The 18,450-nt window shown below is 58.8% G+C and carries 20 protein-coding genes; 9 read left to right on the top strand and 11 right to left on the bottom strand.

Features of this window, described 5'->3' with window-relative positions:
* Window positions 1–16: 16 nt before the first annotated feature.
* Window positions 17–457 (bottom strand): low molecular weight protein-tyrosine-phosphatase, encoded by a 441-nt coding sequence (locus tag ICA16_RS00260; RefSeq protein ID WP_150604485.1) that lies wholly within the window; start codon window positions 455–457, stop codon window positions 17–19.
* Window positions 458–748: 291 nt separating this feature from the next.
* On the opposite strand from ICA16_RS00260, the gene ICA16_RS00255 reads away from it, so the two are divergent.
* Together ICA16_RS00255 and tal are read left to right on the top strand one after the other, a co-directional pair.
* Window positions 749–1,711 (top strand): cellulase family glycosylhydrolase, encoded by a 963-nt coding sequence (locus ICA16_RS00255; RefSeq protein ID WP_150604486.1) that lies wholly within the window; start codon window positions 749–751, stop codon window positions 1,709–1,711.
* A 202-nt stretch (window positions 1,712–1,913) separates the two neighbouring features.
* Window positions 1,914–2,840: a transaldolase gene (tal, locus tag ICA16_RS00250; protein WP_064392803.1), complete on the top strand. Its 927-nt coding sequence runs from the start codon at window positions 1,914–1,916 to the stop codon at window positions 2,838–2,840.
* Between the two features lie 205 nt (window positions 2,841–3,045).
* Here the strand turns inward: tal and rssC are convergent, their stop codons facing one another.
* Entirely contained in the window at window positions 3,046–3,528 is a 483-nt protein-coding gene (gene rssC, locus ICA16_RS00245) for an anti-sigma factor antagonist RssC (protein ID WP_042560140.1), read from the bottom strand.
* Window positions 3,528–4,709, bottom strand: coding sequence for a two-component system response regulator RssB (gene rssB, locus ICA16_RS00240; RefSeq protein ID WP_150604487.1), 1,182 nt, complete (start codon window positions 4,707–4,709; stop codon window positions 3,528–3,530). The genes rssC and rssB overlap by 1 nt, the downstream gene beginning before the upstream one ends.
* Window positions 4,710–4,983: 274 nt before the next feature.
* Here rssB and ICA16_RS00235 point away from each other — a divergent pair, with 274 nt between their 5' ends.
* Window positions 4,984–5,283 (top strand): PilZ domain-containing protein, encoded by a 300-nt coding sequence (locus tag ICA16_RS00235; RefSeq protein ID WP_042560142.1) that lies wholly within the window; start codon window positions 4,984–4,986, stop codon window positions 5,281–5,283.
* A 53-nt stretch (window positions 5,284–5,336) separates the two neighbouring features.
* Here the strand turns inward: ICA16_RS00235 and ICA16_RS00230 are convergent, their stop codons facing one another.
* The gene (locus ICA16_RS00230) at window positions 5,337–6,026 is read right to left on the bottom strand and encodes an MlaA family lipoprotein (RefSeq protein WP_150604489.1); all 690 of its coding nucleotides are present in this window, start codon (window positions 6,024–6,026) and stop codon (window positions 5,337–5,339) included.
* A gap of 197 nt (window positions 6,027–6,223) precedes the next feature.
* Here ICA16_RS00230 and ICA16_RS00225 point away from each other — a divergent pair, with 197 nt between their 5' ends.
* Both ICA16_RS00225 and ICA16_RS00220 read left to right on the top strand, forming a co-directional pair.
* Window positions 6,224–6,844, top strand: coding sequence for an HAD superfamily inactivated hydrolase PcrP (locus ICA16_RS00225; RefSeq protein ID WP_210699613.1), 621 nt, complete (start codon window positions 6,224–6,226; stop codon window positions 6,842–6,844).
* A gap of 109 nt (window positions 6,845–6,953) precedes the next feature.
* A complete protein-coding gene (locus ICA16_RS00220) occupies window positions 6,954–7,217 on the top strand; it encodes a DUF4404 family protein (protein ID WP_150592516.1) in 264 nt (87 codons plus the stop codon).
* A 134-nt stretch (window positions 7,218–7,351) separates the two neighbouring features.
* Here the strand turns inward: ICA16_RS00220 and queF are convergent, their stop codons facing one another.
* Complete coding sequence (gene queF, locus ICA16_RS00215) at window positions 7,352–8,182, bottom strand: NADPH-dependent 7-cyano-7-deazaguanine reductase QueF (protein WP_210699612.1); 831 nt, start codon at window positions 8,180–8,182, stop codon at window positions 7,352–7,354.
* 61 nt (window positions 8,183–8,243) lie between these two features.
* On the bottom strand, window positions 8,244–8,777 hold the full coding sequence (gene copI, locus ICA16_RS00210; protein ID WP_150604492.1) for a copper-resistant cuproprotein CopI: 534 nt from the start codon (window positions 8,775–8,777) through the stop codon (window positions 8,244–8,246).
* Window positions 8,778–8,951: 174 nt separating this feature from the next.
* On the opposite strand from copI, the gene ICA16_RS00205 reads away from it, so the two are divergent.
* Both ICA16_RS00205 and ICA16_RS00200 read left to right on the top strand, forming a co-directional pair.
* A complete protein-coding gene (locus ICA16_RS00205) occupies window positions 8,952–9,632 on the top strand; it encodes a heavy metal response regulator transcription factor (protein WP_150598069.1) in 681 nt (226 codons plus the stop codon).
* Window positions 9,632–10,981: a heavy metal sensor histidine kinase gene (locus tag ICA16_RS00200; protein ID WP_210553169.1), complete on the top strand. Its 1,350-nt coding sequence runs from the start codon at window positions 9,632–9,634 to the stop codon at window positions 10,979–10,981. The genes ICA16_RS00205 and ICA16_RS00200 overlap by 1 nt, the downstream gene beginning before the upstream one ends.
* A gap of 99 nt (window positions 10,982–11,080) precedes the next feature.
* Here the strand turns inward: ICA16_RS00200 and ICA16_RS00195 are convergent, their stop codons facing one another.
* The 3 genes from ICA16_RS00195 to ICA16_RS00185 all read right to left on the bottom strand — a co-directional run bounded on the left by ICA16_RS00195 (window position 11,081) and on the right by ICA16_RS00185 (window position 14,330).
* On the bottom strand, window positions 11,081–12,325 hold the full coding sequence (locus tag ICA16_RS00195) for a lipoprotein-releasing ABC transporter permease subunit (RefSeq protein ID WP_210553170.1): 1,245 nt from the start codon (window positions 12,323–12,325) through the stop codon (window positions 11,081–11,083).
* 63 nt (window positions 12,326–12,388) lie between these two features.
* A complete protein-coding gene (lolD, locus tag ICA16_RS00190; RefSeq protein WP_191626485.1) occupies window positions 12,389–13,072 on the bottom strand; it encodes a lipoprotein-releasing ABC transporter ATP-binding protein LolD in 684 nt (227 codons plus the stop codon).
* 7 nt (window positions 13,073–13,079) lie between these two features.
* Window positions 13,080–14,330 (bottom strand): lipoprotein-releasing ABC transporter permease subunit, encoded by a 1,251-nt coding sequence (locus ICA16_RS00185; protein ID WP_150604496.1) that lies wholly within the window; start codon window positions 14,328–14,330, stop codon window positions 13,080–13,082.
* Between the two features lie 94 nt (window positions 14,331–14,424).
* Here ICA16_RS00185 and ICA16_RS00180 point away from each other — a divergent pair, with 94 nt between their 5' ends.
* Window positions 14,425–15,006, top strand: a complete 582-nt coding sequence (locus ICA16_RS00180; RefSeq protein WP_150604497.1) for a PilZ domain-containing protein — start codon at window positions 14,425–14,427, stop codon at window positions 15,004–15,006.
* Between the two features lie 14 nt (window positions 15,007–15,020).
* On the top strand, window positions 15,021–15,743 hold the full coding sequence (locus ICA16_RS00175; protein ID WP_042560155.1) for a glycerophosphodiester phosphodiesterase: 723 nt from the start codon (window positions 15,021–15,023) through the stop codon (window positions 15,741–15,743).
* 42 nt (window positions 15,744–15,785) lie between these two features.
* Here ICA16_RS00175 and sthA read toward each other — a convergent pair whose 3' ends face one another.
* Complete coding sequence (sthA, locus tag ICA16_RS00170) at window positions 15,786–17,180, bottom strand: Si-specific NAD(P)(+) transhydrogenase (RefSeq protein ID WP_007907752.1); 1,395 nt, start codon at window positions 17,178–17,180, stop codon at window positions 15,786–15,788.
* A 201-nt stretch (window positions 17,181–17,381) separates the two neighbouring features.
* Window positions 17,382–18,428: an FAD:protein FMN transferase gene (locus ICA16_RS00165; RefSeq protein ID WP_210699611.1), complete on the bottom strand. Its 1,047-nt coding sequence runs from the start codon at window positions 18,426–18,428 to the stop codon at window positions 17,382–17,384.
* Window positions 18,429–18,450: the final 22 nt, after the last annotated feature.

The following is an 18,450-nucleotide window of genomic DNA, read 5'->3' as shown; positions in this document are numbered from 1 at the left end:
ATCTGAAGAATATTCATCAACGTACAAGACGTTGTGCCCATGCGCTGACAGCATCTTCAATCAATGCATGGGCATGAATAAAAGCGGCCTTGCCTTGACGGTACGGATCTTGTACTTCTCGTTCGCTCTGCCACTTGCCGAGCAGAAAAACTTTGCCTCGCGCGTGGGAGGCAATTTTCAATACTTGATTAACGTGTTGTTTTTCCATGACCAGAATCAGGTCTGATTCATTGACGATGTCCGGGGTCAGTTGGCGCGCCTTGAACGGTTCGGCGTCGTGCCCCTGCTCTTCAAGAATCTGCCGGGCTGTGGCTTCCATCGATTCGCCGACCCGAGCGGACAGCCCTGCGGAGGACACCGAGATCGCCGAGGGCGCCAGCGCGTTACGCAGCAACAGTTCTGCGGTCGGACTTCGGCATATATTGCCGACGCAGACGACAAGGATCTTTTTAAACAAGGTTTACTTTCCTGTGTAATATCAAACTGCCAACATCTAGAGCGAACTTTAATGAACCCGCTAGATCTTCCTGCACTCAGAAAATAGATTCACCCTGTTAGCACCAGAACACTAAGTACCACAGCGCTTAAAAGCCCCCCAACCAGAATTAGCGGACTAAAAATAACTGTGATTTTCACGCGAATGATTTCCGACAAAAAATAACATTCGCGCACTTCGCGGGTTTGTTAGTTTCAAACAACAGACGTCCAGAGAACTATTCGCCGTTGTCATTCTCATTGGAGAGCAGACATGAAATCAGCCCATCTCAAACGACTCAGTGCCTCGCTGTTATTGGCGCTCAGTGCCGTACCCCAAGTTCATGCCAGTGAACTGTTTCCCAACCTCCCCGCCAAGACCGTCGGCATCCAGGTCAAGATCCAGAACTTCTCCGCCGAGGACGCCGCCCACATCAAAGCCGCAGGCTTCAGTTTTGTGCGCTTGGGCGTATGGAGCGACAGCCTCAGCGCCAAGGCTTATCAGAAGCAGGTCAGCGATGCCTTTGCAGCCGCGCAATCCGCCGGCCTGCCGGTGTTGCTGACGGTGCGCGCGATCAAGCCGTTGACCCCGACACCCGACAACGCCGGTGAACTGACAAAGGCTGGCGAATCGTTCGCCACCGCACTGACAGGTCTGGAGAAAACCTACAGTTCACAACTGGTGGCGATCGAGATCTGGAACGAGCCCGACCTTGAAACCTACTGGCCAACACGCAATTTCGCTACGACGTTCGTGCCGTTCATGAGCGCCGTGTGCAAATCGCTACAGGCCACAGCGCAAACCACGCCAGTGGTCGGCTTCGGTTTTGCCCGGGCACCGACCGCAGGCTCTGCGTCAACGGTGGCGCTTAACAGGATCGTCAGTGAGTACCCGAAATGCCTCGACGCGATTTCCTATCACCCGTACGGCATGACGGCCACACAAATCAGCACCGCACAGTCGTTTATCCAGCAAAACTTTCATCTGCCCGGGGTCATCAGTGAATGGGGCATCTCGGCGCTCAGCTCCAACGGCGGGATCGACGGGCAGGCGAGCAAAGTCAGCGCGTTTATTGCCGATGTGAAAAAACTCAACATCCCGCTGACCTCCATCTACGAATGGCGCAACAGTGACTCGGGCAGTAACGAGCGCGAGAAGAACTTCGGCCTGGTGACCTCGGGCGGGCAACCGAAGCCGGCGAAAATGGCCGCCGCCACCCAGCTGAATACGCAGTAGGCCGCGTGCGACTGATCTGTACGCAGGTCAGTTGCTTTGAACCTGTCAGGGGTTTTGACGTCGTATTCATCGACACCGCGCCCCTCCTTTCAAACAATCGTTTTCAGGTTGTTGCCTCAGGGGCCATCGATCCACGTACGCGCCCTTGAGTGGCTGTCAGCGCTCGGGTAATGTCGTCAGACCCACAGGACAGAGCACACCCATGACTTCCAAGCTGGAACAACTCAAACAATTCACCACCGTCGTTGCCGATACCGGCGACTTCGAAGCGATCTCCCGGGTCAAACCGGTAGACGCCACCACCAACCCTTCCCTGCTGCTCAAAGCGGCGGCCATCCCTGCATACGCCGAGCTGCTGAACGCGTGTGTCAGCGACTGCAAGGGCGATGTTGGCCTGGCCAGCGATCGTTTCGGCGTTGCGGTGGGTCAGGAAATTCTCAAGGTGATCCCGGGCCGTATCTCCACTGAAGTGGATGCGCGCCTGTCGTTCGACAAGGATGCCGTACTCAAGCGTGCGCATCGCCTGATCGAGCTTTACGACAAGGCCGGCATTGGCCGCGACCGCGTGCTGATCAAGATTGCATCGACCTGGGAAGGCATCCGTGCCGCCGAAGTACTGGAGAAGGAAGGCATTCAGACCAACCTGACCTTGCTGTTCTCCTTCGCCCAAGCGGCCGCCTGCGCCGATGCCGGTGTGTTCCTGATCTCGCCGTTCGTGGGCCGCATCTACGACTGGTACAAGAAGGCCAACGGCAACGACTACACCGGCGCCGATGATCCGGGCGTGCAGTCCGTTACGCGCATCTACAACTACTACAAGGCCAATGACTACAAGACCGTGGTCATGGGTGCGAGCTTCCGTAACCTCAACCAGATCGAGCAACTGGCTGGCTGCGACCGCCTGACCATCAGCCCGGACCTGATCGACAAACTGGCGGCCGACACTGGCAAGCTGGAGCGCAAACTGGCGCCAGGACACGCGGGTGAAGCGCGCCTGAGCCTCAACGAAGCGCAGTTCCGCTGGTTGTCCAACGAAGACGCGATGGCCACCGAGAAACTGGCTGAAGGCATTCGTCAGTTTGCCCGTGACCAGGAAAAGCTCGAGGCGTTGCTGCAGGCCAAGCTGTAATCTAGTTCGGCAAATGCAAAAAGGGCGAACCCTGGTGGGTTCGCCCTTTTTTGTGGCTGCTGGATATTAGCGGCGTTCTTGCGAACGCTATCGCGAGCAGGCTCACTCCTACAGGGGATCTGCGGAGTGATCGCGATAGTGAGTTGAAATGAGGACTCTGTAGAAGTGAGCCTGCTCGCGATGGGGCCGGTCCGGCCCCCACCACTCAATGGCGCTCGAGAGCATTCACCAGATCGTGAAACGCTTCACGATTGGAATCATTCAGCCCCATGAGGATCTTGTGCGCTTCCAGCACCTTGATTCGCACCACTTCTTCCGACTGATCCTGATCCGGCAGGTCATCGAGGCACTCCGGGCACGGCACCGGGTGGTTGACGATGTTGAACACCTGCTCAAAACCCATCGATTGCAGCAGACGGGTGATGTCATCGTGGGTGGTGACGACAGTCGGCAGCAAACCAACCTTCTGCCGCGACAGGATCGACAGCTTGGCCAACAGGCCCAACGTCGTGCTGTCGATGCTGCGGGTTTCGGTCAAATCGATCACGATCGCGTTGAAATTCAGCGCGGTGAAGATTTTCTCAATAGTCGCATCCAACGCCGAACACAGGGTCAGGCGAACTTCACCGACGAACTTCAGGACGAAGGTGCCATCCTGCTCGGCGAACTGGATTCTACCGGTACTCATTAAAGATTCCTGCTCAACACCAACAGGGCGATATCATCCGGCATCTCCCCCAGCGTGGCCAATCCAAATACTTGCCGCAGACCATCCAGGCTGCCGCCCGCCGACTTCACCCGTTCAGGCAAAGCGGCTTCTTTTTCCTTGAGCGTAGGTTCTGGCAAAAGATCCAGAATGCCGTCAGACATCAGCGTCAGGCTGAACGTCGGTGGCAGCTCAAGCACGTGATCTTCGTAGGTGGCTTCGTTGAAGAGGCCCACCGGCAGACCGCGCCCTTCAAGATATCGAACACTGTCAGGCGTGTACAACACAGGCAACGGCAGATGGCCGCCGATGCTATAGGTCAACAAACCGGTCTCCTCGTCGATGACTCCACCGACCATTGTGACGTGTTTACCCAGCTTACAACTGATCAGCCCCCGGTTGATATGACCAAGGACTTCCGAAGGCTTGAATTCCGGCAAAGTGCCGTTGCGCTTGGATTCGAACAGCAAGCGCGTGGTCATGAACTTCAGCAGCACGGTGACGAAAGCTGAAGAGGCGCCATGACCCGATACATCCGCCAGATAGAACGCAACCCGGCGCTCGTCGACACGGAAATAGTCGACGAAATCACCCGACAGGTACAACGACGGGATGATCTGGTGGGCAAACTTGAACTCGTCGATGCTCCACGGGCTTTCCGGCAGCATGTTCATCTGCACTTGGCGACCGGCGTTCTGGTCTTCCTGGAGCAGGTTCAGGCTGGCTTCGAGCTCGCGGTTGGCCTTTTCGAGCTTCTCGCGGTAGCGCTGGTTTTCCAGCAGCAGGCGCGCACGATCCAGGGCCCGGCGCACAGAGTGCTCGAGCACAGCCAGATCTTCGAGAGGCTTGATCAGGTAATCCGCCGCGCCCAAGCGCAGCGCCTCGACCGCGTCGTTCATCACGCCGGCACCGGAAACCACGATCACCGGCGTTTGCGGTGACAGCTCGGTGACCTGACGGATGAGTTCGAGACCGCCCATCTGCGGCATGCGCAGATCGCAGATGACCAAGTCGGGCTTGTCTTGCTCGAATACCTGAAGACCCTGTTGGCCGTTGCTGGCCTGCAGGACGCTGAAACCACTGTCTTCCAAATAGGCCGCGAGGCTCGCGCGCACTACTTCGTCATCATCGATTATCAGCAGCGTGGCACTGGTTTTTGGCATGTGGGCAAACGGCGCCAGAATTAGGTTGGCGTAGTTGGCGGGGCAACGGCCCTGCGCAGACTACTGGATTCGCTTTCTAGCCTCTCTGCTGCACCGCTTTCGAGCGTTGGCTCCGTACACGGTTGCACCAGAGGTGCCCTTCTAAGGCGCAGACGGTACTCCCATCCGCGGGGCGTTTCAAGCATGCGCCGATGGTCGCTTGACGACTTTACTTGTCAAATCACCGAGAGTTATAAGAACTGCTCAAACCGTAACCCAATTGAAGGTCAGAACCATGAGTCAAACCGGTCGGGACTACAGCGAAAAGCGCGATTTCATCCGCATGCGTGTCGATGCCGATGTCGTGTTGATTCATGAAGGGGATCAGGTCTCGGCCGTGTGCATCGACCTCTCCAGCAGTGGCATGCAGGTTGAAGCACCGCGTAGCTTCAAGGTCGGTGATCGTTTATACGTGAGCATCGACTCCGAGCATTCGGCACTCAGCGGCCTTGAAGCCGAGACCGAAGTGGTTTGGGTCAAGGCTCAGGAAGGTGACAGCCAAAAGCTTGGCCTGAGCATCCTGAAGATGAAATAAGCGCTCACAAAAAAGGCGACCCGAGGGTCGCCTTCTTTTTTCACCGGTCGAAATCAAAAATCGTCTTCAACCTCGCCATCCTTCACCTTGAACTCGCGATTCTGCAAGTAGGCGTTGCGGATGAAGGTGTACTTGTCGCCGCTGATCAGCTTCTCGCTGGACAGCAGGCTGGCGCGGGTGTCGACGATGTTCAGGCCGAATATCGAGTTACGCACGGGCACATCGTTGATGTAGCGGTACATGCCGGTGAAGCCGTCGACATACTTGGACGGTGCGTCACGCAGGGTGCTCGGGCCCATCAGCGGCAGCATCACGTACGGGCCGCTGCCCACGCCCCAGTAACCGAGGGTCTGACCGAAATCTTCGTCGCTGCGGGTCAGGCCCATTTGGGTGCCGACGTCGAAGAAGCCGAGCAGGCCGAATGTGGTGTTGAAGATCAGGCGCGCTGTGTCGACGCCAGCCGCGGCAGGTTTGGCCTGCAGAATGTTGTTCGCCAGGTTGGTGACGTCACCGACGTTGCGGAACATGTTGTGGATGCCGTCTTCGACAAATTGCGGCGTCACGAACTCATAGCCCTGCGCCAAAGGCTTCAGTGCATAGGTGTCGACGAAGTCGTTGAACTGGAAGATCGGACGGTTGACGCTTTCCCAAGGGTCTTCTTCCGTTGCCGCTTGAGTGGCGAACGGCGCCAGCACCAGGCCGGCATATACACAAAGCTGAGCGAGCGAAGGGCTCCAGCGCATAGAAAAACTCCTTGGATTGGTACTGGCACAGGCATCTCGACCTGAGCGGTAAGGCGGCTAGTATAAGCGCAAAAGTCCTTTTGAGCAGTCCGGGAATGAAGCGACTTGTAGGAGTTTTCCGAGCCCTCGATTCACACCGCTGTCATCCAACTGTCATCGGCAAGTTTTAGCCTGATGGGTATTTCAGGGACGTAGCCATGTCACACGCCGAAACCTTGCCCTTCGCCCCGCCCGGCCTGAACGCCATACTGTTCGGACTCAGTGGTTGCCTGGTGGATTTCGGTGCCCGCGCCCGACAACAGAGCACCGCCCTGCCCGAACATGCCGCGACCACACCGGGCGCGCTCGAAAGTCTGCAAAGCTTGCAGCGTCAGCAAATTCCTTGCGCGTGGCTCGATGACCTGCCCCCTGCCCTTGCGCAACCGCTATCGACGGCCTTACCGGCGTGGATCAAACCTGCGCAACATTCGGCAACAATCAATCCATGGCCCGCCCCCAATGCCTGCTGGCAGGCGCTAATGGACTTGAACGTTGGCAGCCTGGACGGTTGCGTACTGGTCAGCGGCGAGCCGCGATTGCTGCAATCTGGCCTCAATGCCGGGTTATGGACAATCGGCCTGGCATCCTGCGGTTCGCTGTGCGGTCTGGCGCCGGGGGAGTGGCAAGACTTGAGCCAGAACGAACGCGAACAGTTGCGCGGCAAAGCGACGATGCAGCTGTTCGGCCTCGGCGTGCACTCGGTGATCGATCATCTGGGCGAGCTGGAAACTTGCCTTGCGGACATCAGCCTGCGCCGCCTCAAAGGCGAAAAGCCCTGATCGGGATCATGCAGGGTGATCGAGAGTGGATTAATCTAAAGGTCAGCCATAGACCTTTGGCGCGTGGCTGCGGTCAATGCCAGTGCCTCTCGATAAAAAGGAAACCACCATGCCCGCTCAAGAACTTCAAAAACAGCTCGATACCCTGCGCGAGCAGCTGGATCAGAATCCGCCGCTGTCGGAAGCCGAACGGGAAGATCTGCGTGCTCTGATGGTGCAGGTTGAATCTCAAATCCAGCTGGAGGCTGCAACCCAGGACGCCAGCATCGTCGATGGGGTGAATCTGGCAGTCGAGCGTTTCGAAGTCGATCACCCGACCATCGCCGGCACCCTGCGCAACATCGTCAATACGTTGGGCAGCATGGGGATCTGATTCCCCGACGGACAAAAAAGCCCTGCCAGCGATGGCAGGGCTTTTTCATTTTTACAATCCAAAGATCGCAGCCTTCGGCAGCTCCTACAGGTGATCCCATGCAGGAGCTGCCGAAGACTGCGATCTTTTGATCTTTATTGACGAACCAGACGATGGTTCGGCAACTGCACGCTCTCGGTGCTGCGATACGGGTTGATATCCAGCCCACCACGACGCACATACCGCGCAAACACCGTCAACTTCGCAGGTTTCAGCAACCGTTGCAGGTCGAGGAAAATCCGCTCGACGCACTGCTCATGAAAGTCCGAGTGCTGGCGGAAGCTGACGATGTATTCCAGCAGACTGGCGTGATCAAGCGCCGCGCCGCGATACTCCACCACCACACTGCCCCAGTCCGGCTGACTGGTCACCGGGCAATTGGACTTGAGCAGGTGGCTGTGCACGCTCTCCTCGACGACGCGCGAATCATCGCAACGCAGCAGTTCCGGACGCGGATGCTCATAGTTGCTGACGCTGATCTCCAGGTCATCAATGCACACACCCGGCAACGCCACCACACCTTCGGCTTCGACCTCTTTGAGGCTGCGAACCCGCACGCCGACCGGTTTGCCGGCCGCGGCCGACAGATCCTTGACCAACGTCGCTTCCAGCGTGGCGCTATCGGCGAACGGCGTCTGGTTCAGCGAGTTCAGATACAGCTTGAACGACTTGGATTCGATGATATTCGGCGAGTCCGCCGGAATGCTGAATTCGCCGATGGCCACCACCGGTTTGCCCGACGGCAACAGCCACGACAGCTCGAAGCAGTTCCAGAAATCCACGCCTTTATACGGCAGGGTTTCGGCGGTCAGGCCCAGCTCCGCCCATTTCGCGGTGCGCGGAATCGGGAACAGCAAGGACGGCGTGTAGGTGGCGATGTATTCGCTGGATTTGCCCAGCGGCGAGTGTTCGGCTGCGGGATGCATGGCGGAAACCTGACTGAAGAATCAGCGGATTCTACCAGTCTTTGCGCCCGCCTTTGAGTGCTTACTGACTGACAGTCAGTTTGCCGACCATACCGGCCTGATAATGGCCAGGGATGTTGCAGGCAAACTCAAGCCCCGTAGCCTTGCTGAAGGTCCAGGTCAACTCAGCGGTTTTACCCGGTTCGACCAGCACACTGTTCGGGTCGTCATGCTTCATGCCATGGCCCATCGCCGCGTGATCCATACCCGCCATGTCGTGGGACATTTCCTTGATGGCGGTAGGCGTGAGCATCCCGCTCTGCTGCATCTGCAACATTTCCTTCTGGTGACTGGCATGCATCGCCGCGTCACCGAGGTTGAATTCGTGCAGTAACTGGCCTTTATTCACCAGCACAAAGCGAACGGTCTCACCGGCCTCGACCTTGATAGCCTTCGGTTCGAACGACATATCGCCCATCACCACTTCAATACTGCGGGTGGCTTTGCTTGCCGCGGCCGGTTGACCGAAATCGTAGGTGTGCCCTGGCGCGGCCGACACTGGCGCGCTCAATGCCAATAAACAGGCGGTCAACACCAGGGATTTACGCAAAAACATGGTCGTACTCCAACAAGATAAGGTTCAGCTTGTGGGAAACTCTAACCGGCCTGCGCTGGCATCTACCTGACAGGCAGATTACAACTTTGTCAGGTTGGCGGATGCCGCCTGCTGTCACGGTATAAAGCTTTCGTTGCTACACACCGAATCACATTGAATCAGCCCGAGTCGCCCATGAAACTGTTGATCGTCGAAGACCAAGCGAAAACCGGCCAATACCTGCGTCAGGGCCTGACCGAGGCCGGCTTCAACACCGAACTGGTGGCCGACGGCGACAGCGGTCAGCAACTGGCCTTGAGCGGTGATTACGCATTGCTGATCCTCGACGTGATGCTGCCCGGGCGCAATGGCTGGCAGATCCTGCAAGCAGTGCGCAGTGCTGGCCTGGATACGCCGGTACTTTTTCTGACGGCCAAAGATGCGGTGGAGGACAGAGTCCACGGCCTCGAACTTGGTGCCGACGACTACCTGGTCAAACCGTTCGCCTTCTCCGAACTTCTGGCCCGGGTGCGTAGCCTGTTGCGTCGGGGCAGTGCCACACCGCAGGAAACCAGCCTGCAATTGGCCGATCTGCGCCTGGACCTGATCCGCCGCCGAGTCGAACGCCAAGGCCAGCGCATCGACCTGACCGCCAAGGAATTCGCCCTGCTGGAAATGCTTCTGCGCCGCCAGGGGGAAGTGCTGCCCAAATCGCTGATCGCCTCGCAGGTCTGGGACATGAATTTCGACAGCGACACCAACGTCATCGAAGTGGCGATCCGGCGCCTGCGCCTTAAGGTCGACGACGAATTCCCCAACAAACTGATCCACACCGTGCGCGGCATGGGTTATGTGCTTGAAGAGCGCCCAGCCTGATGCGCCGGTTGTCGTTGAGTTCACGCCTGGCATTGTTGTTTGCTGCCTGCACCGCTGTGGTCTCACTGTTTGCCGGGGTGCTGTTCAACCGCGCCAGTGAGGCGCATTTCATTGAGCTCGACCAGCAATTGCTCGACGGCAAACTGATCGGTCTGCGCCGCGCCTTGCAGGATGTTCAGGCCGGTGAAAGTGAGGCGCGACTCGCGGATGAACTCAGCCGTCAGGCCGATCTGTCGTTGCGCATCACCGGCGGTGACGGAAAACGCTGGTACGACAGCTCGATCAAGGTGCCAGATGTCTTGCCGCAACAATCCGGCCTGTCGACCGTGAGCAATAACGACACCGAGTACCGAGTGCTCAATGCCCCGCTCTACCCGGATAAACCCGATTCGCCACAATTGACGCTGTTGTTGGACATCACCCATCACCAGCACTTTCTGCAACGCATGCAACATCTGATCTGGCTGACCGTCGGGCTTTCGGCGCTGGCTACTGCGTTACTCGGTGCCTGGGCAGCGCGCAGCGGCTTGCGTCCATTGCGGCGCATGAGTGCGGTGGCGCGTGGGATTTCGGCGCAATCGCTCAATGCCCGACTGTCGGAAGCGCAAATGCCTCCAGAGCTCGCGGAAATGGCCCACAGCTTCAACGCCATGCTCGCACGCCTCGACGACTCGTTTCAGCGGCTCTCGGCGTTTTCGGCCGACATCGCCCATGAACTGCGCACGCCACTGTCGAACCTGCTGACCCACACCCAGGTCACCCTCACCCGCCCGCGACCGATCGAGGATTACCGCGAAGCGCTGCACAGCAACCTCGAAGAACTGCAATGGATGGCGCAACTGGTCAATGACATGTTGTATCTGGCCAAGGCTGATCACGGTTTGCTGATACCCAAGCGTGAACCACTGGCGTTGGCGGATGAGGCGGATGCGCTGCTGGAGTTTTTTGCGCCACTGGCCGAGGACTGCGCAGTGACGCTGAGCCGTGAAGGCACTGCGCAAATCGAAGGTGACCGCAGTATGTTGCGCCGAGCGCTGTCGAATCTGCTGGATAACGCGCTGCGATTTACACCAGCCTCGGGAGAGGTTCGCTTGGTGATCCAGGACCTGCCGAATGCTGTGCGTGTATCGGTCGAGAACACCGGCGAAGGGATTTCAGCGGAACTGTTGCCGCGATTGTTTGATCGTTTCTATCGGGCCGATCCGGCGCGGCAGGAAGGTAGCAGCGAACATGCGGGCTTGGGATTGGCGATTACTCAATCGATCGTTCGGGCCCATGGTGGGACGATTCATTGCGAATCGGATCGGGGTTGGACGCGGTTTGTGATTGAGTTGCGTAAAGAAGATTGAAACTGTAGGAGCTGCGGCACGCTGCGATCTTTTGATCCTAAAGATCAAGATCAAAAGATCGCAGCGTGCCGCAGCTCCTACAGTATTTCGCGTCAGTGCTTACGAATATCTAAGCGCATGCGCCGGCTCGATCTTCGCCGCCCGCCACGCCGGATACAGGGTCGCCAAAAAGCTCAAGACAAACCCGGCGGAGCAGATCAGCAGCACATCGCCGCCCTGCAATTCAGACGGCAGATTGCTGACGAAATACACATCGGAGCTGAAGATGTGCTGCCCGCTCACTCGCTCGAACCAGCCCACCAGCTCACTGACATTCAGCGCCGCGATCACGCCCAGCACACCACCAATCAGCGTGCCGACAATGCCGATCACCGTGCCCTGCACCATGAAGATCGCCATGATCTGCCGGGGCGTGGCGCCGATGGTGCGCAGGATCGCAATGTCCGCGCCCTTGTCGTTCACCACCATGATCAATGTGGCGATGATGTTGAACGCCGCCACCGCGACGATCATCAGCAGCAACAGGCCGATCATGGTTTTTTCCATCTTCATCGCACTGAACAGACTGCCCTGAGTGTGGGTCCAGTCGTCCGCCTTGAACTCGGCGCCAAGACTGGCGGCGATGTCGGAAGACACTTTCGGCGCGGCGTACAAGTCTTTGACTGCCAGACGCACGCTCTGCACCTGATTCGGCTCCCAGTGCTGCATGGTCGCGGCATCGGCGACGTGGATCAGGCCCATCGAGCCGTCCAGCTCGGCACCTACCTTGAACACGCCGACCACGTTGAGTCGCTGCATGCGCGGGGTAATGCCGCCCGGCGCGGTGCTGACTTCCGGCACGATCAGGGTGATTTTGTCGCCGACATTCAGGCGGAAACGGCGAGCGGTGATTTCACCAATGACCACGCCGAACTCGCCAGGTTTGAGTGCGTCGAGACGGCCCTGCACGATGTGCTGGGCGACGATCGACACTTTGCCTTCCTGGGCCGGATCGACGCCGCTGATCTGGATAGGCTGCATCAACCCCTTGTAGGAGAGCATGCCTTCCATCTCGGTGAACGGCACGGCGGCGGTCACTTCGGGATTTTTCATGGCCGCGGCGGCTACCGGCTGCCAGTCGTCAATCGGCTTCACGCCAACGATGGTCGCGTGCGGCACCATGCCGAGGATGCGCGAGCTCATTTCACGCTGGAAGCCATTCATTACCGACAACACCACGATCATCGCCAGCACGCCAAGGGCGAGGCCGATCATCGAGGTCATCGAAATGAACGAAACGAAGCGATTGCGGCGCTTGGCGCGGGTATAGCGCGTGCCGATAAAGATCGATAACGGTCTGAACATTCGCTGGGGCACCGTATAAAAATAAAAGACCCGACGCCTTTTCAGACGTCGGGTTTCAGCCAATCAGATGGGCGTCAGGCAGCCATTTTGCAAATGCAGAACGCGATCCATCTGGCGAGCCAGGTTCATGTCGTGAGTCACCACCAGGAACGCCGTGCGCATCGAGGTGCTGAGTTCCAGCATCAAATCCTGAATGCCCTGGGCGGTGTGGGAGTCGAGGTTGCCGGTCGGCTCATCGAGCATTACCAGCCCCGGCTTGTTCACCAGTGCCCGGGCAATTGCCACACGCTGGCGTTCACCGCCGGACAGCTCGGAGGGTTTGTGTTCCAGGCGATGGCCCAGCCCCACTCGCTCCAGCAACGCAGTGGCACGCTGACGCGCCTCAGGGATCGACGTCTTGCCGATGAGCAGCGGCATGCAGACGTTTTCCAGTGCGGTGAATTCCGGCAGCAAGTGGTGGAACTGGTAGACGAAGCCCAGCGAACGGTTACGCAGCAGACCGCGTTTCTTCTCGCTCAGCGCCGACAATTCTTCGCCATCGAGCCAGACACTGCCCTTTGTTGGCGTGTCGAGGCCGCCCAGCAGGTTGAGCAAAGTACTTTTGCCCGAGCCCGAGGTGCCGACAATCGCCACACGCTCGCCCGGGTTCAACTCCAGTTGCAGACCGGCCAGCACTTCTACCGATTCCGGGCCTTCCTCGTAGGATTTGCCCAGGTTGCGGCAGCTCAAGATTGCTTTTTCACTCATGCCCGACTCACTCATAACGTAGCGCCTCCGCCGGCTGGGTGCGCGCGGCACGCCAGGCGGGATACAGGGTGGCGAGGAAACTCAAAACCAATGCAGCGGCGCAGACCATGACCACGTCCTGGCTCTGCACCTGCGACGGAAGATAATCAATGAAATACACGTCAGCATTAAGGAACTTGTGCCCGAGCAGCCCTTCGAGGGCCGAGATCGCAGCGCTGACGTTGAGCGCGGCGAGAATCCCGAGCACCGCGCCGATCGCTGTGCCGACCACGCCAATGACCGTGCCTTGCACCATGAATGTGCGCATGATCGTCCCCGGCGTGGCGCCGAGGGTGCGCAGAATGGCGATGTCGCCCTTCTTGTCGTTCACCACCATCACCAGCGTGGAAATGATGTTGAACGCGGCCACCGCAACGATCAGCAGCAACAGCAGACCGATCATGGCTTTTTCCATGCGGATCGCCTGATACAGATTGCCGTGTGTGCGGGTCCAGTCACGGGCGTAGAAACGGTCTTCGCCAAGTTGCTGGGCGATGTTCCATGCCTCACGCGGTGCCTGAAACAAGTCGTCGAACTTCAGACGCAGGCCCTGCACCTGATCAGGCTTCCAGCGATGCATTTTCGCCAGATCCTGCAGATTGGTGACGCCCAGATAACCGTCGAGCTCGCCGGCGCCGACATGGAAAATGCCGACCACGGTGAAGCGCTTCATGCGCGGAAACATACCGGCCGGGGTCACGCTGACCTCCGGGGCGACGAAGGTGACCTTGTCACCCAGACCCACGCCGAGCTTGGTCGCGGCCTTGTCGCCGATGACGATGCCGAAGCTGCCCGGCGTCAGGTCGTCGAGTTTGCCCTGCTTCATGAAGTTGTCGATGATCGACACATTGCGTTCAAGCGCAGGGTCAATGGCGTTGAGCAACACCTTGGAGACCTGACCGTTATTGGTCAGCAGGCCCTGCATCTGGGTGAACGGCGCGACGGCGGCCACCTGCGGGTTCTGCTTGACCTTGGTGGCCAGGCTTTGCCAATCGTTGATCGGATCAGTGGATTCAATGGTCGCGTGGGGCACCATGCCCAGCACGCGGGTGCGCATCTCATGATCGAAGCCATTCATCACCGAGAGCACCACGATCATCACGACTACGCCAAGGGCGAGCCCGATCATCGAAGTCAGGGAAATGAATGACACAAAATGATTGCGACGCTTTGCACGGGTATAACGCGTGCCGATAAATACGAAGAGAGGTCTGAACATGTCGGGGCTTGTTCGGAGGGAAAAGGAACGTCCTTGTGGCGGGGGTCGATAACCAGCTTTACACTCAGACCACCGCCGCTACCATGGGTTCGCCATGTCGACATTAGATGAAGAAGATCGCCGCGAATACTACCGTATCGAGGACACGATCGCACTGGAAATTCGGCCCCTGTCCGCTCCCGAAGCCGCAGGCCAGGAAGTGTTGCAGGATGCTTCCCCTCTATTCAACCTGCTCAGCGAACTGCACCTGAGCGAATTCGAGTCGCAGCACCTGTTGCGCCAGATCAGCGAACGCGATCGGGCCATCGCCGCGTTCCTGAAATCCCAGAACAAGCGCATCGACTTGCTCAGCCAGGTGGTCGCCCTCACCGTGCTCGGCCAGATCGGCGAGCCGCAACCGGTGATCATTTCCGAGGGCGGCATCGACTTCCAGCACCCGACGCCCATCGCCACGGGGGCACACCTGTCGATCAAGCTGGTGCTGATGCCCCAGGCGCTCGGCCTGTTGCTGCGTGCCCGCGTCACCCATTGCGACCGCAAGGGTGAGGGTTATGACGTCGGCACCGAGTTCGAACACTTGACCGATGCCCAGCGCCAGTTGCTTGCCCGCTACATATTGCAGAAGCAGGCCCAGGAACGTCGTCTGGCCCGCGAACAAAACGAATCAGGCATTTAAATTAAGGAAGAACCGTGACCCTCATCTACGGCCACCGCGGCGCCAAGGGCGAAGCACCGGAAAACACCCTGACCAGTTTTCAGGAATGTCTCAAGCACGGCGTGCGCCGCTGCGAACTGGATCTGCACCTGTCAAAGGACGGCGAGCTGATGGTCATCCACGACCCGACCCTCAAGCGCACCACCGACCGTCGCGGCAAGGTCGTCGAGCAGACTGCCGCCGATCTGGTGACGTTTGACGCGCGCAAGGGTGGCCCGGGCTGGATCAAGCCGTGCCCGATTCCGACGCTGGAAGAGTTGTTCGAGAAGTGCGATTTCGAGCACTGGCAGCTTGAAGTCAAAAGCGCTTCACGCACTCGCGCTGCCACCACCGTGTTGGCAATTCGGGAAATGGCGCAACGCCACGGCTTGCTCGACAAGGTGACCATCACCTCGAGCTCGCGGGAAGTGTTGAAGGCGGCGCTGGATCTGGTGCCGGACGTGTCGCGCGGTCTGGTCGCCGAGTATGCCTGGCTCGACCCGTTGAAGGTCGCGCAAAGCTACGGCTGCGAGATTCTGGCGTTGAACTGGACGCTGTGTACGCCTGAGCGCCTGCAAAAAGCCCAGCGTCAGGGCCTGCATGTGTCGGTGTGGACCGTCAACGAGCCTGCGCTGATGCGCAGACTCGCCGACTTCGGCGTTGACAGCCTGATTACAGACTTTCCCGGTTTGGCCACTGCCACCCTCGAGAATTGCTGAAATCGGTCTCCCCGGCCGGCTCAGGCCACCGGCCGGAGCCCGTCAAAAAAGCCGGTTGAGGCCGTCGTACGCCGCTACCCGATAGGCTTCAGCCATGGTCGGGTAGTTGAACGTAGTGTTGACGAAGTACTTCAGCGTGTTCAGCTCGCCCGGCTGGCTCATGATCGCCTGACCGATGTGAACGATCTCCGACGCCTGATAACCGAAGCAGTGAACGCCCAGCACTTCCAGGGTTTCACGGTGGAACAGGATCTTCAGCATGCCTTGCGGTTCGCCGGCAATCTGCGCTCGCGCCATGCTCTTGAAGAATGCCTTGCCGACTTCGTATGGCACTTTGGCCTGAGTCAGCTCCTGCTCGTTCTTGCCGATCGAGCTGATCTCCGGAATGGTGTAGATGCCGGTCGGCACGTCGTTGACGAAGCGCCAGCTATTGTTATCAACAATGCTGCCAGCGGCCGAACGGCCCTGGTCGTGAGCAGCACTGGCCAGGCTCGGCCAGCCGATCACGTCGCCCGCGCCATAGATGTTCGGCACGCAGGTGCGGTAAGCCTCATCGACTTCGATCTGGCCACGGCTGTTGACCTTGACGCCGATGTTTTCCAGACCCAACTGATCAGTGTTGCCGGTACGACCGTTGCACCAGAGCAAGGCATCGGCCTTGATCTTCTTGCCGGACTTCAGATGCAGGATCACGCCGTTGTCGACGCCTTCAACGCGATCGTAATCTTCGTTGTGGCGCACGGTGATGTTGTTGTTGCTGAAGTGGTAGCTCAACGCCTGGGAGATTTCCGAGTCGAGGAAGCTCAGCAACTGACCGCGGTTATCCACCAGTTCAACCAGCACGCCCAGACCACTGAAGATCGACGCGTATTCGCAACCGATCACGCCGGCGCCGTAAACGATCAGTTTGCGCGGGGTGTGGCCGAGGCTGAGGATGGTGTCGCTATCGTAGATACGCGGGTGGTGGAAATCGATGTCCGCCGGGCGATACGGGCGCGAACCGGTAGCGATGATGATGTGCTTGGCCACCAGTTTCTCGACCACGCCATTGGCGCAGACCACTTCGATGGTTTGCTCGTCGGCGAAGCTGCCGGTGCCGAAGAACACGTCGACACGGTTACGGGCGTAGTAGCCAGTACGCGAGGCTACTTGTTTGGAAATGACTTTCTCGGCGCTTTTCAACACGTCCGGGAAGGAGAACCAGCGCGGCTCGCCGATGGCCCGGAACATAGGGTTGGTGTTGAACTGCATGATCTGCCGCACCGAGTGACGCAGTGCCTTGGACGGGATGGTGCCGAGGTGGGTGCAGTTGCCGCCGACCTGGCGACGGCTGTCGACCATCGCGACCTTGCGCCCTGCTTTGGCGGCGTTCATTGCCGCGCCTTCTCCCGCCGGGCCGGAACCCAGCACCACCACGTCGTAGTTGTAGACAGCCATGCATACTCCTCAGAACAGGCCGCAGTGCCAGCAGCACCGGCGGCTAAATCACGCCGAACGGCGGCGTGAAGGAACAATTGGGGGTCAGTAAAGAACCCGGACACAGTCTATAGAAGCGTCAACGCCGCGCACATTAACCCTTGGTCGCGTCGTAGGCTACTTTTGCCTGCACTACAACGCCAGCTTTCGTATTGCTCTCAGTCAATTTTTTGCGCCAGCGAGTCGATCGAAAGCCTTGCTGGTGCGGATGACAAAACCTGTATCGGCACGAATGACAAAGAATGCACCAATGTCATGTTTTTCGGCATAGGCCCACGCCCTTTCAGGCCCGAGAATCAGCAACAGCGTCGATAGTCCATCGGCCATCAACGCTGAAGGATGAATGACCGTGACCGACGCCAGGTCGTGTAGGACGGGCGCGCCACTGCGTGCATCGAAGGTGTGGGAATAACGCCGACCGTCCTGCAGGAAATAGTTGCGGTAGTCACCCGAAGTGGAAACGCCGTAGCCGTCGACATTAATGATGCGCTCGGCGACCTGCTGATCATCGCGAGGCGCTTCCAACGCGATGCGCCATGGCGAACCGTCGAGTTTTTTGCCCTTGGCCTTCAGTTCGCCTGTGGCTTCAACGAGGTAATCGTCGATGCCCATGGCCTCGAGCCGGGTGGCAATCGTGTCGACGGCATAACCGGCGGCGATGCTGTTGAAGTCGACTTCGACGGCGGCGTCCTTGCACAACTGCTCGCCATCGATGCGCAGATGCTGGTGACCGACCCTGCGCAACACCTCAGCCAACGCAGCGGCGCCCGGGACCTTTTCTTCGCGACCTTGCGGGCCGAAACCCCAAAGATTCAGCAGCGGCTCCACGGTCAGGTCGTAGGAACCTTCGCTTTGCTCTGACAGCTGTTCGCCCACGCGGACCAATTCGAGGATAGGCGCGGGCATTCTCTGACACGTATTGGCGGGCAATGCGTTGAAGCGTTCGATGTCCGAGTCACTGCGATACGTGGACATTTGCCGCTCGATTTCACCGAGGATGCCCTCCACTTCGCTGCGCAATCGCGTGGCATCCGCCTGACCTGCATGGCGCACGTACTTGATCGAATACGTGCTGCCCATGGTCGCGCCGCCAAAGTTTTCAAGGCTGTCGCCGTTGCCGCAGCCGGACAAAACAGCGACCAGCACCACAAGCCCTCTGCACCGTCCAGTTAACAAATCTTCATCTCCCTGCAAAACCACGGCGGCCATTATGGGCTACAGAGCGCGATCG

This window comes from Pseudomonas anatoliensis (assembly GCF_017976235.1).
GTDB classification, from domain to species: Bacteria; Pseudomonadota; Gammaproteobacteria; order Pseudomonadales; family Pseudomonadaceae; genus Aquipseudomonas; species Aquipseudomonas anatoliensis.
The sequence above is the reverse complement of the archived record's forward strand: the minus strand, read 5'-3'. Positions and strand labels throughout refer to the sequence as shown.

Coding starts and splice junctions, on each gene's coding strand:
- ICA16_RS00165 (WP_210699611.1), bottom strand. CDS start 18,428: ATGGCCGCCGTGGTTTTGCAGGGAGATGAAGATTTGTTAACTGGACGG.
- ICA16_RS00200 (WP_210553169.1), top strand. CDS start 9,632: ATGCGCCGGTTGTCGTTGAGTTCACGCCTGGCATTGTTGTTTGCTGCC.
- ICA16_RS00205 (WP_150598069.1), top strand. CDS start 8,952: ATGAAACTGTTGATCGTCGAAGACCAAGCGAAAACCGGCCAATACCTG.
- copI (WP_150604492.1), bottom strand. CDS start 8,777: ATGTTTTTGCGTAAATCCCTGGTGTTGACCGCCTGTTTATTGGCATTG.
- lolD (WP_191626485.1), bottom strand. CDS start 13,072: ATGAGTGAAAAAGCAATCTTGAGCTGCCGCAACCTGGGCAAATCCTAC.
- rssC (WP_042560140.1), bottom strand. CDS start 3,528: ATGAGTACCGGTAGAATCCAGTTCGCCGAGCAGGATGGCACCTTCGTC.
- tal (WP_064392803.1), top strand. CDS start 1,914: ATGACTTCCAAGCTGGAACAACTCAAACAATTCACCACCGTCGTTGCC.
- ICA16_RS00180 (WP_150604497.1), top strand. CDS start 14,425: ATGTCGACATTAGATGAAGAAGATCGCCGCGAATACTACCGTATCGAG.
- ICA16_RS00255 (WP_150604486.1), top strand. CDS start 749: ATGAAATCAGCCCATCTCAAACGACTCAGTGCCTCGCTGTTATTGGCG.
- ICA16_RS00195 (WP_210553170.1), bottom strand. CDS start 12,325: ATGTTCAGACCGTTATCGATCTTTATCGGCACGCGCTATACCCGCGCC.
- sthA (WP_007907752.1), bottom strand. CDS start 17,180: ATGGCTGTCTACAACTACGACGTGGTGGTGCTGGGTTCCGGCCCGGCG.
- ICA16_RS00220 (WP_150592516.1), top strand. CDS start 6,954: ATGCCCGCTCAAGAACTTCAAAAACAGCTCGATACCCTGCGCGAGCAG.
- queF (WP_210699612.1), bottom strand. CDS start 8,182: ATGCATCCCGCAGCCGAACACTCGCCGCTGGGCAAATCCAGCGAATAC.
- ICA16_RS00225 (WP_210699613.1), top strand. CDS start 6,224: ATGTCACACGCCGAAACCTTGCCCTTCGCCCCGCCCGGCCTGAACGCC.
- ICA16_RS00235 (WP_042560142.1), top strand. CDS start 4,984: ATGAGTCAAACCGGTCGGGACTACAGCGAAAAGCGCGATTTCATCCGC.
- rssB (WP_150604487.1), bottom strand. CDS start 4,709: ATGCCAAAAACCAGTGCCACGCTGCTGATAATCGATGATGACGAAGTA.
- ICA16_RS00185 (WP_150604496.1), bottom strand. CDS start 14,330: ATGTTCAGACCTCTCTTCGTATTTATCGGCACGCGTTATACCCGTGCA.
- ICA16_RS00230 (WP_150604489.1), bottom strand. CDS start 6,026: ATGCGCTGGAGCCCTTCGCTCGCTCAGCTTTGTGTATATGCCGGCCTG.